The sequence below is a fragment of the Lactobacillus colini genome (genome assembly GCF_017874575.1).
Classification (GTDB): Bacteria; Bacillota; Bacilli; order Lactobacillales; family Lactobacillaceae; genus Lactobacillus; species Lactobacillus colini.
The window spans coordinates 19,673-35,962 of record NZ_JAGGLU010000016.1 but is presented as its reverse complement, the minus strand read 5'-3'; the positions used below and the strand labels follow the sequence as shown (position 1 = coordinate 35,962).

Annotated in this window: 11 protein-coding genes and 1 other annotated feature; of the genes, 1 reads left to right on the top strand and 10 read right to left on the bottom strand. The window is 38.0% G+C overall.

Annotated features, from left to right (window positions below; all coding sequences use genetic code 11):
• The 10 genes from J2Z60_RS10110 to rpmG all read right to left on the bottom strand — a co-directional run.
• On the bottom strand, nt 1–4,338 hold a 4,338-nt coding region (locus tag J2Z60_RS10110), incomplete at its 3' end, for a mucin-binding protein (RefSeq protein ID WP_209687583.1).
• Nucleotides 4,339–4,660: 322 nt separating this feature from the next.
• A complete protein-coding gene (locus tag J2Z60_RS10105; RefSeq protein ID WP_209687582.1) occupies nt 4,661–9,529 on the bottom strand; it encodes an LEA family epithelial adhesin in 4,869 nt (1,622 codons plus the stop codon).
• 147 nt (nt 9,530–9,676) lie between these two features.
• On the bottom strand, nt 9,677–11,179 hold the full coding sequence (gene glpK, locus J2Z60_RS10100; protein ID WP_209687581.1) for a glycerol kinase GlpK: 1,503 nt from the start codon (nt 11,177–11,179) through the stop codon (nt 9,677–9,679).
• A gap of 170 nt (nt 11,180–11,349) precedes the next feature.
• Nucleotides 11,350–11,712 carry a 50S ribosomal protein L7/L12 gene (rplL, locus tag J2Z60_RS10095; RefSeq protein WP_209687580.1) on the bottom strand — a complete coding sequence of 121 codons (363 nt, stop codon included), beginning with the start codon at nt 11,710–11,712 and terminating at the stop codon, nt 11,350–11,352.
• 42 nt (nt 11,713–11,754) lie between these two features.
• A complete protein-coding gene (gene rplJ, locus J2Z60_RS10090) occupies nt 11,755–12,255 on the bottom strand; it encodes a 50S ribosomal protein L10 (protein WP_209687579.1) in 501 nt (166 codons plus the stop codon).
• A gap of 37 nt (nt 12,256–12,292) precedes the next feature.
• Nucleotides 12,293–12,416, bottom strand: a sequence feature (ribosomal protein L10 leader region).
• 118 nt (nt 12,417–12,534) lie between these two features.
• A complete protein-coding gene (gene rplA / locus J2Z60_RS10085; RefSeq protein WP_209687578.1) occupies nt 12,535–13,227 on the bottom strand; it encodes a 50S ribosomal protein L1 in 693 nt (230 codons plus the stop codon).
• 102 nt (nt 13,228–13,329) lie between these two features.
• Complete coding sequence (rplK, locus tag J2Z60_RS10080; protein ID WP_209687577.1) at nt 13,330–13,755, bottom strand: 50S ribosomal protein L11; 426 nt, start codon at nt 13,753–13,755, stop codon at nt 13,330–13,332.
• 117 nt (nt 13,756–13,872) lie between these two features.
• Nucleotides 13,873–14,427 carry a transcription termination/antitermination protein NusG gene (gene nusG, locus J2Z60_RS10075; protein ID WP_209687576.1) on the bottom strand — a complete coding sequence of 185 codons (555 nt, stop codon included), beginning with the start codon at nt 14,425–14,427 and terminating at the stop codon, nt 13,873–13,875.
• Nucleotides 14,428–14,510: 83 nt separating this feature from the next.
• Nucleotides 14,511–14,681: a preprotein translocase subunit SecE gene (secE, locus tag J2Z60_RS10070; RefSeq protein WP_209687575.1), complete on the bottom strand. Its 171-nt coding sequence runs from the start codon at nt 14,679–14,681 to the stop codon at nt 14,511–14,513.
• Between the two features lie 5 nt (nt 14,682–14,686).
• Nucleotides 14,687–14,836: a 50S ribosomal protein L33 gene (gene rpmG / locus J2Z60_RS10065; protein ID WP_209687574.1), complete on the bottom strand. Its 150-nt coding sequence runs from the start codon at nt 14,834–14,836 to the stop codon at nt 14,687–14,689.
• Between the two features lie 195 nt (nt 14,837–15,031).
• On the opposite strand from rpmG, the gene J2Z60_RS10060 reads away from it, so the two are divergent.
• Nucleotides 15,032–16,270 carry an MFS transporter gene (locus J2Z60_RS10060; protein ID WP_209687573.1) on the top strand — a complete coding sequence of 413 codons (1,239 nt, stop codon included), beginning with the start codon at nt 15,032–15,034 and terminating at the stop codon, nt 16,268–16,270.
• Nucleotides 16,271–16,290: the final 20 nt, after the last annotated feature.

Here is a 16,290-nt window from a genome sequence, read left to right as displayed (position 1 = left end):
GTCAGTTTCACCTGTTCTTGTGAAGCTCTTTTCTGCAGTAACGTCATCATGGGCTGGTTTGCCATCTTCATATACATAATGGATGGTTTCATTAATAACTTTACTATCACTGGCTTCTTTAGTACCGTGCTTGAAGTGAACTTCAAAGCTATTGTCGCCCTCTTTGTAAGTATATTGATTGCCAGGCACATATTCAGTGTATGTATCTGAAGCACCTTTATGTACTAAAACATATCCTAAACTCTCATAGTGACTAATGATGTCAGCTACACTATCTCCATTACCTTCTTTACTTGCAAAGGTAATGTCTGTACCAAATTTGCCATTATTACTGCTTGTTTCTAATGTATCTCCAGTAGTATTATCAATAAATTTGATGTTAGCAGTTTCATCCTTCGCTACATAGTAGACATTAATTACAAGATTGGTACTATCGTAGTTAACAATAGTATTACCTGTTGCGTCAGACAAGCGATTTGTCTTGTCATCACTTGCATCTACAGCCGATTCATATTTATAACCTGTTATCGTAGGTAAGCTCTGACCTGCAAGTGTTGTTGTGCCATCACTTAACTCTTTATTGTCAACCTTGTAAACAACATTGTTTGTTACTAAGTTAGTAGACTTAGTAATAGTTACTGACTTAGTGAATGAATCTGCGGCCTTTACTTCTTCACCATTAACATTCTTGTAGTAGTTAATGGTTTTGGTGATAGTTTTACTTTCGTCAGATGTCTTTGGAACTAGTTCATATTGAACGATGTCGCCATCGAAGTAATACTTAACTGTTTGACCGAAGGCAGCAGTTCCATCTGGAGCATCAGTTGTCCAAGTTTTAGCACCAGCAACAATAGTTGGCGCTGCAGTAGATAATTCATAGTTAGTTGGGATTAAGGCTTTATCTGCTGTAGTAAGAGCAAAATCACTCTGATTCATTACAGACTTATTATCAGTATATTCCTTAGTTAAGTCTGGTAAATCAATATATTGATCCTTACCCTTTGCGTCTACATAGTGATATCTAGCAGTAACAGTAGAATTACCAATTACACTAATCTTAGTTACATCAGAAGTAAATGGAATCATACCATCTGATGTTAAGGTTGAAGCCAGTGACCCCGTCTTGCCTGCATCTTCAGCAACATTCTTATCTACACCTGTCAATACGAATCTACCAATCTGAGTAGAGGCATTAACTTTAGGGAAGACAGCAATAACTGACTTAATAGCAGACCAATCAGTTACTTGATCAGCAGTTACATAGCCATCCATGCTGACTTGATCACCACGTTCTGTACCAGTGAAATCTTGAGTATTAATTGAGTAGTACAAAGTAATATCATCAGCAGTAACTGGGCCGTTTTGTTCAAATGAAATTGGTCCAGTCAATTGGAATTGGAAATGGGTAGCATCTGCTTGTGGTAAGTTGATCAACAAGTGGGCATTATTCATGGCACTAGTAGTATAGTTAGCCACAGATACGTAATACTGCATCTTGTCTGATCCCTTATCACTTGAAGTTCCGTCTGATACTTGACTGATATCTAAGTTACCTTGACTAACGTTAGGAACATAGTAAATCTTAGGAACACTAACTACATATGAACCAGTTCCAGCATTGTAAATAGTACCTTCTTGACCATCAACAATGTCGCGATCAATATCAGTAGCTACAGTATTCAACAACTTAGTATGAGGGCTATAAATATATACTTCTGCTTGATAAGTTCCTGGCAAGGCATCTGAAGAAATATCAAGCCACGCCTGATCATATACACCTGAATTATTTGCTGTGTTAATGTATTGACCTGTACCTGTGTAATCAATCTTTACAACTTGACGTCCATCATAACCATAGCTAGTAACCTTAGGCTCACCAGACTTATTTCTAAGATCATTTAAGTTGTAGTTATAAGTGAAGTATTTAGGTAATACATAGTAGATAATTGGTTCATAAACTCTCTGGCTATTCTTGTTAACATCGTCAAGCCCGCCCATAAATCCTACATAACCAGCATTTTTGGTACCAGGTGTTGTGTTACCTTGCCAAGTATATGTTTGTCCGTTGCTGACTAAGCTGTCTTCACCAATAACAGTTTGGGTATTAGTTGTACCAGTAGTCTTACTACTATCAAAGTCTGCAGAATTGATGGTAATTGACGATACTAGCTCATCACCAGCAACAATTGGTGTTCCATCATCCTTAGTAGTTCCCAACTTACCATAAGCAATAAAGTTAACCACATTATCTGGCTGTTTAGTTGGGCCATAGGTACCTTGACTATAAGGAATACCACTTATATTAGTAGCACTACCTGACTTGATAACATTAGGCATAAAATCAATCTTACGAATATACTTACCATCTTGAGCAGTTACAGTATCGCCGGCAGCAACACTACCAGTTGCAGTAGTGCCATCTGTATAGTAAATCTTATATCCGTATTCTGTAGTTCCAGGCAAAGTAGTTGAACTAACTGGTGTCTTAATAGCAGTTACATCAAGACCATCAGCTAGGTTTAAGGTAATAGTAGTATCGTCAAGTTGGTAAGCAGTATTGTTGCTAAAACCGAAGTAGTTAACAATAGCAGGATCGTCATTAGGGTCACTATCTAATAAAAATGTATTACTTTGGTTATTACCATATGCAACTAATCCAAAGTTACCTTCTGTATCTGGTGGAACAGAACCCGCAATAATTGCTGTCCAAGTACCAGCACTAGCTGTCAATGTCTTTAAGCCATCAGGAGTCTTAATTTGTTCTTGAATTAAAATCTTACCGTTATTAGAAGCTAGTGGATTAGTTGTTGAACTCAGAGTTACATCACTTTCTGGACGATCAAGTTCAAAACTACCAACTAATTTAAATGTAGTACCAGGATCTGAACCAGTACCACCATTGCCTTTAGGAACAGTAATAATAACATCGTGACCCTTACCTCCAGGCTGAGTAATAGTCACTCCTGAAAAGTTAGTAGTACTCGTCGAATTCTTAGATTGCAGTTGTGTCAATGCAAGAGAACTCTCTGCATTCAATACGAAGTCTTCAGGTACAGGAACTGTAATAGTTGCACCATTGTTAACGTATCTGCTTAGTGCAGTACCAGGATAATTAAGTGGTAAACCATCAAGTTGAGAAGCTTTTATACTAAAAGTATATTCTGCATTTGGCAAAACTCTTTTAACTACTGTTTCTGATGGAACTATTCTACTAACATTATCGATAGTAATGTCTGGGTTAGCTAATGTTTGCCACAATATTAAGTCTGGGTTATTAGTAGTAACCCCATCTCTAGTAGATGTCCAAGTAATCATCTTAGCTATCGTACCAATTGGATCATCCATTGGGCTATTTTGAGCATAGTATGAGTTTTTGGCTGTGAAGTTAAGCATTAATTGCACACTAGAAGCCGCTGTGAAATTATAAGTAACAATATCGTTACCATTGCTATCGGTAGTATAAGTACCTGTTCCTATACCAGCACTAGGTAGAGATCCACCATCTAATTGATTACCTTGAGAAAGTACAATTTGATAAGAGACTCCTTTAGGAATATTAATAGTTACAGAATCCCCGTTCTTAACATTACCAGTATACTCAAGTGTTAGACCAGTAGTATCAGTACCAACAGTATTTTTGTTAAGTGTTAATGTATTACCATACTTATCCTTGACCGTTAAAGGAGTAGTATTGGCATTGTAAGTATCACTTGGAACAACATAACCAAGAGAAGTAGTTGTACCAGTAGCTGTAGTTGTAGATGAAGAAGAAGCGGAAGTTGTTGCAACTTTAGAGTCACTTATAGTATTTGTAGCAAGACTATTAGTTGATAACTTATCTGTTGAAACAGTAGTAGACTTATCTGATGATACGTTATTCGAGGAGTCTGAATTTGTATTATCATTTGAATCTTCAGAATTATTTACAGGTTGGCTAGAAGCTGTTGAACTTGCAGCAGTGGTACTTTGATCAGAAGTACTGTCAGTTGTGCTAGTTGTGTTAGTTGCAGTGCGAGAAGTAGCTGCCACTTGATTATCAGCTGCATTACTTGACTTATTTGATGATGTAGATTCCGCAGTGGCATTGGAAGAAGTATCTGCAGCAGAAGAAGCATTACTATCAGAAGCAGTCGATGCAGAATTTGAATTGCCACTAATGACGGAAGTTTCTGGAGAATTTTCGGAAGCAGCATGAACCTTATTTTGAGAAGTAGTTATTGTCATAACTGATCCTAAAATCACCGAAACTAGTCCGATCCCTAATTTCCGTAATCCGAAACGTTGAGCGCGGTCAGCTTGGCGTTCCTGGATTAATTTATGATTCTTTTTACTTAACATTCTTGTTCTCCTTGATCAGGTATTTTATCGTTATTTTATTTTTGTAAAATTATATCCTTTTATTCTAAATAATTGAAATATTTTACATCTATAACTGTAGTTATTATTTTATTCTACTTGAAAAACTATGTAAAGAAAAGATGTGTCCAAATAAAAATTTATATACAATTAATGATTAAATATTTGCATCTATTCATATCCATAATGCTACTATATCATCGATAAATCAAATAATTCATCACCAATAACCAAAATCTTTAAATAATATAAAAAAGCGGTGAAATCATATTAAGATGATTTCACCGTCTTTTTAATGCGTTATTTAATCTTCTTTCTTACGCTTAGTGGTTCCAAGACCAAATAATGACATTATTATCATTACTGCCCCGCTAAGTATTGCAAAGATGTTATTTTTACTACCAGTCTGCGGTAAAGTCTTGGCAGAGCTTGGAGTTGAAGAAGTGTAACCGTTATCACTATTATTTGTGTTATCAGTTTGATTGGTTGAAGTCATAATCTTAGTTGCATCTGTAGTCTTAGTATCTGCAGAAGTCTTAGACACAACAAGCTTATCATGACCAAGTTTATTAGTTGAACCATCACTGTAAGCTAAGATTGCATTACCCTTATCATCTACTGTTACGTTAGTAGCACTTGGGTTTGCGGCTTTTACATTGTTTTCTACTTCGGACTTCTCAGTGTCAGTTAACTTGCTTGGATCATTTACTTGTACCTTGGTACCTGGAGCTACGGCTGGATTGTTTTCCGCATCAGTCTTAGCTTCTACTGTCTTGTCGCTTGAAAGTGTGTTAGTTGAGCCATCGCCGTATGTTAAAGTGGCGTTTCCCTTGTCATCTACTGTTACGTTGGTTGCGTTTGGGTTTGCGGCTTTTACATTATCTGCTACTTCGTCCTTTTCAGTATCAGTTAACTTGTTCGTATCTTCTACTGAAACTTTAGTAGTTGGAGCCACTGCTGGATTGCTTTCCGCATCGGTCTTTGTGTCTGTTGACTTAGCTTCTACTGTCTTGTCACTTGAAAGAATGTTAGTTGAACCGTCACCGTATGTTAAAGTTGCGTTTCCTTTGTCATCCACTGTTACGTTGGTTGCATTTGGGTTTGCTTCTTTCACATTATTTGCTACTTCGCCCTTTTCAGTATCAGTTAACTTGTTCGTATCTTCTACTGAAACTTTAGTAGTTGGAGCCACTGCTGGATTGCTTTCTGCATCAGTCTTAGCTTCTGCTGACTTAGATTCTACTGTCTTGTCACTTGAAAGTGTGTTAGTTGAACCATCGTCGTATGTTAAAGTTGCATTTCCCTTATCATCTACTGTTACCTTAGTGGCATTTGGATTTGCGGCTTTTACATTGTTTTCTACTTCAGACTTTTCAGTGTCAGTTAACTTGCTTGGATCACTTACTTGTACCTTGGTACCTGGAGCTACGGCTGGATTGCTTTCCGCATCTGTCTTAGCTTCTGCTGACTTAGATTCTACTGTCTTGTCACTTGAAAGTGTGTTAGTTGAACCGTCACCGTATGTTAAAGTGGCATTTCCCTTGTCATCCACTGTTACTGTAGTGGCACTTGGGTTTGATTCCTTAACGTTCTTTTCTACTTCGCTCTTTTCAGTTTCAGTTAACTTGCTTGGATCACTTACTTGTACCTTGGTACCTGGAGCTACGGCTGGATTGCTTTCTGCATCAGTCTTGCTTTCAGTTGGCTTAGATTCTACTGTCTTGTTGCTTGAAAGAGTGTTAGTTGAACCATCGCCGTATGTTAAAGTCGCATTTCCCTTGTCATCCACTGTTACTGTAGTGGCATTTGGATTTGCAGCTTTTACATTGTTTTCTACTTTAGACTTTTCAGTATCAGTTAACTTGTTCGTATCACTTACTGGCACTTTAGTAGTTGGAGCTACTGCTGGGTTCTTTTCTGCATCAGATTCTTTTTGAACAATTGTCTGACTTGGATCAAGAGTATTAGTTGAACCATCACCATATGTCAATGTTGCATTTCCCTTATCATCTACTGTGACATCTGTTGCGTTAGGATTTGATGCTTTAACGTTATTTTCAACCGCAGTCTTTTCTTCATCAGTTAGCTTGGTTGGATCAGCTACTGGGGTCTTTGTGCTTGGAGCCACTGCTGGATCCTTTTCTGCGTCAGTTTTGGCTTGTACAGTCTTATCACTTGTAAGATTGTTAGTCGAACCGTCTCCGTACGTTAAAGTTGCGTTACCTTGGTCATCTACTGTGACATCTGTTGCGCTAGGATTGGCTGCTTCAACATTGGTCTTGACTTGATCCTTTTCTTTATCAGTCAACTTGGTTGGATCAGCTACTTTTACCTTCTCTGGATCATTTGCTGGGTTCTTTTCAGAATCAGTTTTAGCTTGTACAGTCTTATCACTTGTAAGATTGTTAGTCGAACCATCGCCGTATGTTAAAGTTGCGTTACCTTGGTCATCTACTGTGACATCTGTTGCGCTAGGATTGGACTTTTCAACGTTGGTCTTGACTTGATCCTTTTCTTTATCAGTCAGCTTGGTTGGATCAGCTACTTTGACCTTTTCTGGGTCATTTGCTGGATTTTTTTCGGAATCAGTTTTAGCTTGTACAGTCTTATCACTTGTAAGATTGTTAGTCGAACCGTCTCCGTATGTTAAAGTTGCGTTACCTTGGTCATCTACTGTGACATCTGTTGCGCTAGGATTGGCCTTTTCAACATTGGTCTTGACTTGATTCTTTTCAGTATCGGTTAACTTAGTTGGATCATCAACTTTTACCTTTTCTGGATCATTTACTGGATTCTTTTCTGCGTCAGTTTTTTGGCTAACAAGATCAGAAGCAGAAATAGTCGAAGTGCTGGTCTTGCCAGTATTTGGATCGTTGAATGTTAGAGTAGCGTTACCCTGATCATCTACAGTTACATTAGTTGCATCAGGGTTAGCTTTCTTAACGCCGTTTTCAACCGCAGCTTTTTCGGTATCAGTCAACTTGTTTGTATCAGACACAGGGGTCTTTTTATCTGGAAGAGCAACAACATTCACAGTTACAGGAATAGAAGTGGTCTTACCATTATGAGTTACTGAAACTGTACCTGTTTGCGGGCCAAGCTTGCTGGTGTCAGGCTGCTTCTCCCATGCAACAGTGGCATCAGCTGGTGTATCAACTTTATTGCCATTTTCATCAATAAATTCAACCAGACTAGCTGGATCTGGAAGTGATTCACCTTGCTTAACAGTTGCAGGGTTGACAGCTTTAGTTTCCAATTCACCATCTAAGGCAGCACGAGCTTGATTTACTGCATCGGTCAATTTGGTCACTTGATCGATGTTTGCATTTTCACCAGTCTTGGTAAAGACCTTCTCAGCATTTGCAACAGCTTCATCATAAGCTTGTTTCTTTTCAGGACTAGCGTAAGTGTACTTGTCAGACTTTTTAACGTTAACTGGAGCGTTTTCATTAGTTGCAGTGCTTGGATCATCGCTTAAGTTATCTAAGCCAAGACCCTGGCCCAGCTTAGTCATGGCATCGTTAAGCTCATTACCAGCCTTGACGATGTTGTTAAGAGTATCTGTAGTACCATCACTGTTGTGAACAGCCTGACGAATATTATTAAGTTGGTTATCGTTTAAGTGATCCTTGTTTAACTGGTCTAAAGTGTCATCAAGACGCTTCCAGTTATCAATAACTTCCTCAGGTGTTGCTGGAGTGAAAACTCCAGCTTTCTTATTTAGAGTACGCTGTTCACCAAGTGCACGAGTAAACTTATTATTATGTGCATTTTGGTAAGAATATACAGTTGCAGCTACACCAGAAAACTGCTGACCCAAACTTCCTTTTTGCAAGTTTGCTTCAGTATTGTCATTATGTTGAGTATCAAATTCTACGGTATAACTTGAATACTGTGCCAAACTAGTCGTTCCCCAAGACTTAAGTATTAAAGCCTTGTCAAAAATACCGGTATTGATGACTCCATCTTTTAGAGTGTTGTTATCTTTTTTATCATAGAATAAATATTGATTATACTTATCAACACCACCCTGAACAGCAGTTTCATAATCATGCATTCTAACCTGATTTAAGCTGCTCTTTAGTTGGTGGGCTGGATTGGTCCCTCCACCAACAAACTGTCGACCTTCGGCATCCACACCACCATCATTTATATCTTGGAAAAATTCTCTATAAAGGTTCTCACTACCGATACCAGTATCAGTTGTGAAGTAGTATGGCCCTTGAATATAGTCATTAGTCAAGTTGCCCGGCATAGTAGCACTATTAATTAAGCCAGTATTAGAGTTTACATCAGTCTTAGGATTAAAGCTTTGAGTAACTGACTCTTGTGATTTAACCATAATGTCATGCGCTTCGAAGACTGCACTCTTATTTAAATCAGTATTGATAGTAACTTTTACATCGCCATCAATTGTATAGTCTCTGGATATTGCTAACCCAAAGTTAGCATTTTGCAATCCTTTAAGATCACCATTACCATTATCAGATGTAAGTCCATGGTATGGGAAGAAAGTAATAGTCCAATGAACCTTACCATTACCCAAATCTTCCTTACTCATGTGAATATTGGCATCTACATCATCTGCATAGTTATTATAAACACTTGACGCTCTAATATCTGCAGGTTGATAAACAGCATTATTGCCATTAATAGTAACAACCTTGTACCATTTACCGTCTTTACCTTGGTAAATGTTAGAACTGTAGCTGTCTGAAGAGCTTAAGGCATGCTCATTAGCCAAGTTCTTGTTGGTTTCACTATCTTGAGTATTCAGATAGCTATCATCAACAGTAGCACCACTTGGAGTCTCACTATCAGTTGAACTTGTAGTAGCTGCTTTACTTTCAGTTAATTGTTGAGTTGTAGCAGAATCAGTTTGACTAGAAGTCGATTCTACCCCCCCATTTTGAGTTTGGGAGGCGAGATTATTTACTTCAAGCGTATTGGTATCTTTATTAGCTACTTTAGTTTCTGTAGGTTCTGCAGTAGCTACCTGATTGGATGATGAAGAGTTATTCGTTTCAACAGTGCTAGCATGTACTGAAGAATCATTGGCAGCTAAATTAATACCAAAAATTGCAAATCCTAATACTACAGAAGCCATACCAGTATTTAACTTTCTCAAACTAAATCTAGGTACCCGCTTTAATTCGTTAACCTTTTTATCCATTAAGATAAATCCTCCTATTAAAGTTTTTATGAAATAAGTCAATTTATATCATTATAATTTGATTATAACATTTTTATTTATCTGCAAATTAGCAAACAATAATATACTTAAATTAAATCATATAGATTTAAAATTGTATACTTTGAACTAATCATTTTCAAATAAAATCGTCGCCTCTACAGCTTTTTTCCAGCCACGCAACAATCTAGCCCGCCTATCTTTAGACATGTTAGGCTGATATTCTTGACCTGCTTCAACTAAAGAATGCAGTTCTGCTATATCTTTCCAATATCCCACTGATAAACCTGCCAAAAATGCGGCGCCCAGGGCTGTAGTTTCGACATCATGTGACCTAATGACTGGAATATTTAAGATATCGGCTTGGAATTGCATTAAATAATTATTTAGTGACGCACCACCATCAACTTTCAAACTAGGAATTGCAATTTCGGCATCTTGTTGCATTGTATTGACTAAGTCAGCAGTTTGATAAGCTAATGATTGCAGGGTTGCCTTGGTAAAGTCAGCCCGCGTTGTTCCTCTTGTTAAGCCAAACACACTACCTCTAGCATTGGGTTGCCAATATGGAGCCCCTAATCCTGTAAATGCTGGCACAACATAGACTTCATCATTATTAGTTGATTTATTGGCAAGATCTTCTGATTCTCCAGCACTTTCAATCAATTGCATCATATCTCTCAACCATTGAATTGCCGAACCGGCTACGAAGATAGAGCCTTCAAGTGCGTAATTTACCTTACCATCTATGCCATAAGCAATACTGGTTAGTAATTTATGTTTGGATAATTTCAATTCTTCACCGAGATTCATTAAGGTAAAGGCACCAGTACCGTAAGTATTTTTCACTTGTCCTTTTCTCAGTGCTAACTGGCCAAATAATGCGGCTTGCTGGTCTCCAGCAACTCCAGCAATTGGAACTTTAGAACCATAGAAGTGATATTCCTTGGTATAACCAAAATCAGCAATATTTTCAGCTACTTCTGGTAGCAGATTCTTAGGAATATTCAATAGTTTTAAAATATCTTCATCCCACTTCAATTCATTTATGTTGAAGAGCATAGTTCGACTAGCGTTAGTGTAGTCAGTGATATGCCTCTGACCACCAGTTAACTTCCAGATTAACCAGGTATCTATTGTCCCAAAAAGCAATTCGCCTTTTTCAGCTCTCTGCTGAGCACCTGGTACTTGATCTAGAATCCAGCGTATTTTAGTTGCTGAGAAATAAGGATCAATTAATAGACCTGTCTTTTGATGAATTTTTTCTTGATAACCCTCTTCGATTAACTTCTGTGCAATTTGTTCCGACTGACGTGACTGCCAGACAACTGCATGATAGATTGGTAGACCTGTTTCTTTATCCCATATTATTGTTGTTTCACGTTGATTAGTAATTCCAATGCCCTCTATCTGATCTGGTTTAATGCCAGATTTAATAAATACATTAGCAATTGTCGATAATACTGCATTCCAAATTTCATTAGCGTCATGCTCTACCCAACCCGGCTTAGGAAAGTATTGGGTAAATTCCTGCTGTTCAACAGCAACTTGCTTAGCCTGATGATTAAAGATAATTGCTCTTGTGCTTGATGTGCCTTCGTCAATTGTTAAAATATATTTTTCCTTTTCCATAGAAGTCTCCAATTAATGTTAGCGCTTACTATTTTATAATATATACATTAAAGAAACTTAACCAAAATAGCAACTCTTTTACACAAATATGCAAAAAAGAACCGAATCAAACGATTCGGTTCTAAAAATATTGCAAGTATGCAATTATTATTTAATTAGTGAACTGATAATTACTTAACAGTTACAGTAGCACCAACTTCTTCAAGTTTAGCCTTGATGTCGTTAGCTTCGTCTTCGGAAACGCCTTCCTTAACGTTCTTAGGTGCACCGTCAACAAGATCCTTAGAATCCTTAAGGCCAAGACCAGTGATGTCACGTACAACCTTGATAACCTTAACTTTTTCTTGACCAACGTCAGTTAATTCAACATCGAATTCAGTCTTTTCAGCAGCACCTGCGCCTGCACCTGCAGCTGCAACTGGAGCAGCAGCTGAAACGCCAAATTCATCTTCGATAGCTTTTACTAAGTCGTTCAATTCAAGGATTGATGCACCCTTTAAAGCTTCAATAATCTTATCAGTATCTAAAGCCATTATAAGTTTCCTCCAAAATAATATTTTTTAAAATTTACGAAATTATTCGTCTTTAGAATCAGCAACAGCCTTAACAGCGTATGCCACGTTGCGAACAGGTGCTTGCAATACAGAAAGAAGCATTGAAAGCAAGCCTTCGCGACCTGGGATAGCAGCAAGTTTCTTGATTTCTTCTTGGCTGGCAACCTTACCTTCAAGCATACCGCCCTTAATAGATAATGCTTCAACATTATCTTCGTATTTAGAAACAATACGAGCTGGTTCAGTAATATCTTCTGCGTTATCAGTGTAAACAACGGCAGTAGGACCTACGAAAGTATCTTCTAAACCTTCGATACCAGCCTTTTCAGCAGCACGTCTCAAGTAAGTATTCTTGATGACCTTCATCTTAACGTCGGAATCACGTAATTCACTACGTAAGTTAGTAACTTCTTCAACAGTTAAACCTAAGTAGTCAACGATTAAGATAGCCTTGGCATTCTTAAGTTCTTCTGCAAAAGCGTCAACAAGCTTTTCTTTAGCAGCAATAGCAGCTTTACTCAATGAATTCACCTCCAAAATTACTTTAAGATAAATTCTATCAGCCGAAATTAAAACTCCATGCCAAAAAGACATGGAGCAGTTAATACTCTTAGTTTTTCTGGCCTCGGCGGGATATTAAGGCATGTTGCCACCCGAGTCTTAGGTAGAATTTACTTCGCTTAATACTTTACTAGCTATTGGACTTATTGTCAACAACTAATTATAAAAAGTATTCGATTTTTTAAATAAAAGACCGTCTTCCAATTGGAAAACGGTCTTGATAGTTATTTAAGCTATTAATTAATCTAAGTTTAATGGATCCAAGTGGATACCAGGGCCAAAGGTTGCAGAAACAGCAACGCTCTTAATATATTGACCCTTAGCTGAAGCAGGACGTGCACGAACAATTACGTCACGTAATGCGTTAAAGTTTTCAGCTAACTTATCAGTTTCAAATGAAACCTTACCAATTGGTGCGTGGATCAAGCCTTGCTTGTCAACGCGGTATTCTACTTGACCAGCCTTAACGTTTTGAACAGCCTTAGCAACGTCCATAGTTACAGTACCAGTCTTAGGGTTAGGCATTAAGCCCTTAGGTCCTAAGATACGACCTAAACGACCAACCTTAGCCATCATCATTGGAGTAGCAACAACAACATCAAAGTCTAAGTAACCGTCTTGAATCTTAGCTACTAATTCGTCGCCACCAACTTCGTCAGCACCTGCTTGCTTAGCAGCTTCTGCTTGTGGACCTTCAGCAAATACAATAACCTTTTGGGTCTTACCAGTACCATTAGGTAAAACGATAGAACCACGGATTTGTTGATCTGCTTGCTTAGGATCTACAGATAAGTTGTAAGCAACTTCAATAGTTGCGTCAAAGTTTGCGTATGAAGTTTCTTTAGCTAACTTCATTGCTTCTTCTACTGTATAAAATTTGCTTGAATCAACTTTCTTAGCTGCTTCTAAATATTTCTTACCATGCTTTGCCATGTAAAAATTCCTCCTGAAAATGTGGTCAAACGAGTCTTCTCAAACTCTCCCACCTTGATTCGTTAATTTTGATTAACGATCCGACATTACTAGAAACTATAATTAGTCTTCAACTTCGAAGCCCATGCTTCTAGCAGTACCTTCAATCATGCGCATAGCAGCTTCAACGTCTGCAGCGTTTAGATCTTTCATCTTGGTTTCGGCAATTTCCTTAACTTGATCCTTAGTTACCTTAGCAACCTTCTTAGTGTTAGGTTCGCCTGAACCCTTGTCAACCTTAGCTGCCTTCTTCAAAAGAACAGCTGCTGGTGGAGTCTTAGTAATGAATTCGAATGAACGATCTTCATATACAGTAATAACTACAGGGATAATCATACCCTTTTGATCAGCAGTACGTGCGTTGAAATCCTTAGTGAAACCAACGATGTTGATTCCAGCTTGACCCAATGCAGGACCAACTGGAGGTGCAGGAGTTGCTGCACCAGCAGGAATTTGCAGTTTAACTACGTTAATAACTTTCTTTGCCACGGTCAATACCTCCTTGATTCCGTGATGCGGTTATAATGGAGAAATTTCCTTTTTCTCCTCCCACAGTAATATAGATACTGTGTCATTCTATCATCATTTGTTCAAGTTGACAATACTTTAATCGTCTAATTTTTTTACTTGGTTATATTCCAATTCGGCATTAGTCTGACGACCGAACATGTCGATTACTGCAGTTAACTTAGCCTTCTCTGGATCAAGCTCAGTAATCTTACCAGTTAAGCCATTGAAGGCACCACCTGTAATTGTGACAGTTTCACCAACTTCGTAATCAGCATCTGGCATCTGCTTAGCTGGTTGACCTTGAGCTGCCAAGATTCGCTCTACTTCATCATCATAAAGTGGTGAAGGCTTAGAACCACCACCGTGACTGCCGATAAAGCCAGTTACGTTTGGTGTGTTTCTAACTACGAACCAACTCTCATCAGTCATGATCATTTCAACCAAGACATAGCCAGGGAATACCTTTTCATCTACTTCTTGCTTCTTGCCGCGAACTACTTCAGTCTTTTGTTCTTCAGGGATAATTACACGGAAGATGTAGTTCTGCATCCCCATTGATTGAGCACGGGAAAGCAAGTCTTTCTTAACCTTGTCTTCGTAGCCAGAATAAGTGTGGACTACGTACCATTGTTTTTTACTGGTTTCAACCATTTGTCTACTCCTTATCAAATTAATGCAAACAAAAAACCTCGCGTGGAGGTCTTAACTAGCTGTAGTATATCACAGATTCTCTTTTATAAGAATAATTGTGTCATATAACTGAACAATAAGTCTAATAATCCAAGATATAATGCAAAAAGAACTGAGCTGCCGACAACAATGCCAGTATCACGCCTATTCTGCTTCCAAGTTGGCCATGTTACTTGCTTCATTGTCTTATTTACGCTTTTGAAAAATTTAAACATGCGTCTTACCTCGTTTCTTTATGAAGAGTCTGAGTTCCACAGTGCTTACAGAACTTCTTCAATTCAAGTCTTTGGGTTCGGTTCTTACTTGCAGTAATGGAATAATTACGTGAACCACATACTGTACAAGCAAGGGATGCTTTCTTTGCTACCATAGAATCCTCCTAAACTGCAATTAATCTTAGCAAAAATTATCAATTTACGCAATAACTAGCTGTTATTAATTGGTTTGTCCATCGGCAATATTTTACTAAAATTTAAAGATATTTTGCTTTTCTTAAATTTATTTTTTCTTCAAGCTTCCGTATACTTTTTAAATGTAATTTTTTTAGAAAGTAGGACATACTCAAGTGAAAAAATCACATCATAATTTTTTTGCCTGGTGGATCTTTGCAGCCTGCTGCTTAATTTCTTTAGTGGGCTTTGGACTTTTAGTTAATACGATTGGACTTTTCTTTGAGCCGATCAGTAAGGAATTTAGAGTCGGAAGGGCTAGCGTTGCCTTAATGACTACTTTTCAAAATGCTGCCGCTGCTATTAGCTTACTAGTTGCTGGTAAGGTTATGGAGAAATTCAATCTCAAGTGGCTATTGATTACTTGCTTTAGCTTAATTGGTATTAGTCTTTTGACAATGTCGATGGCGACTAGCTTAGTACACTTTTACCTTGGCTGGATCTTAATTGGTATCTGCCAGCCTATCGCTATCACCTTATCGATACCAGTTCTTCTTAGCAATTGGTTCAATGAAAAGCTAGGCAGCGTGATGGGAATTGCCTTAGGTCTTTCTGCATTTGGCGGAACGATCTTCAATCCAATTATTGCCAGCATCATTAATGGCTTTGGTTGGCGGGTAGGCTTAATTAGTGAAGGAGGACTAATTTTAGTTATTTTAGTCCCAGCTGCCCTACTGCTCTTAGAGAGACCCAATAGCAACTATCCTGCTTATGGTACTACTAAGGCTAATCCTCAAGCGACTAGTCTTATTGGTATTAACTTACGCCAAGCCTTAAAAAGACCGATATTTTATGCTTTAGCCTTTGCAATGCTGGCCCTGCAATTCGTATCAGGATCAGTACAACATATTTCTGGCCATATTATCAATCTTAATATCTCACCTATTATTGCAGCTACCGTCGTTTCAGCGGTTATGCTAGGCGCTGCGGCTGGGAAGATTTCTATTGGCTTCTTTCTTGACCATTTCAGTTCTAGATTGACCTTGCTCATTTATGCCATTGTTGGAGCTAGCGGCTGGCTAGGATTAATACTTTTTAGTAATAAGCAACTGTTAGTTATTTCTGGTTTTGTTTTAGGTTTAGGGCAAGGAATCTGCTTAGTTGCCCTTCCTTATCTAATCCGTAAGCAATTTGGCAACAAGGACTACAGCAACATCTTGTCAATTATTAATATGCTTGGTGCCTTTGCAATGTCTGCTTCAGTATACTTAGTTGGTTTATTCTTTGACCAGACTGGGTCATATAATTTAGGCTGGATAATTAATTCTGCTGCCTTCCTGGTAAGCTTTTTAATACTAGCAGTTACACTTAACAAAAATAACTACTCCATGAAGAATAAATCCGCAAAAAACTAACTTTTTTCATAAAATAGCTA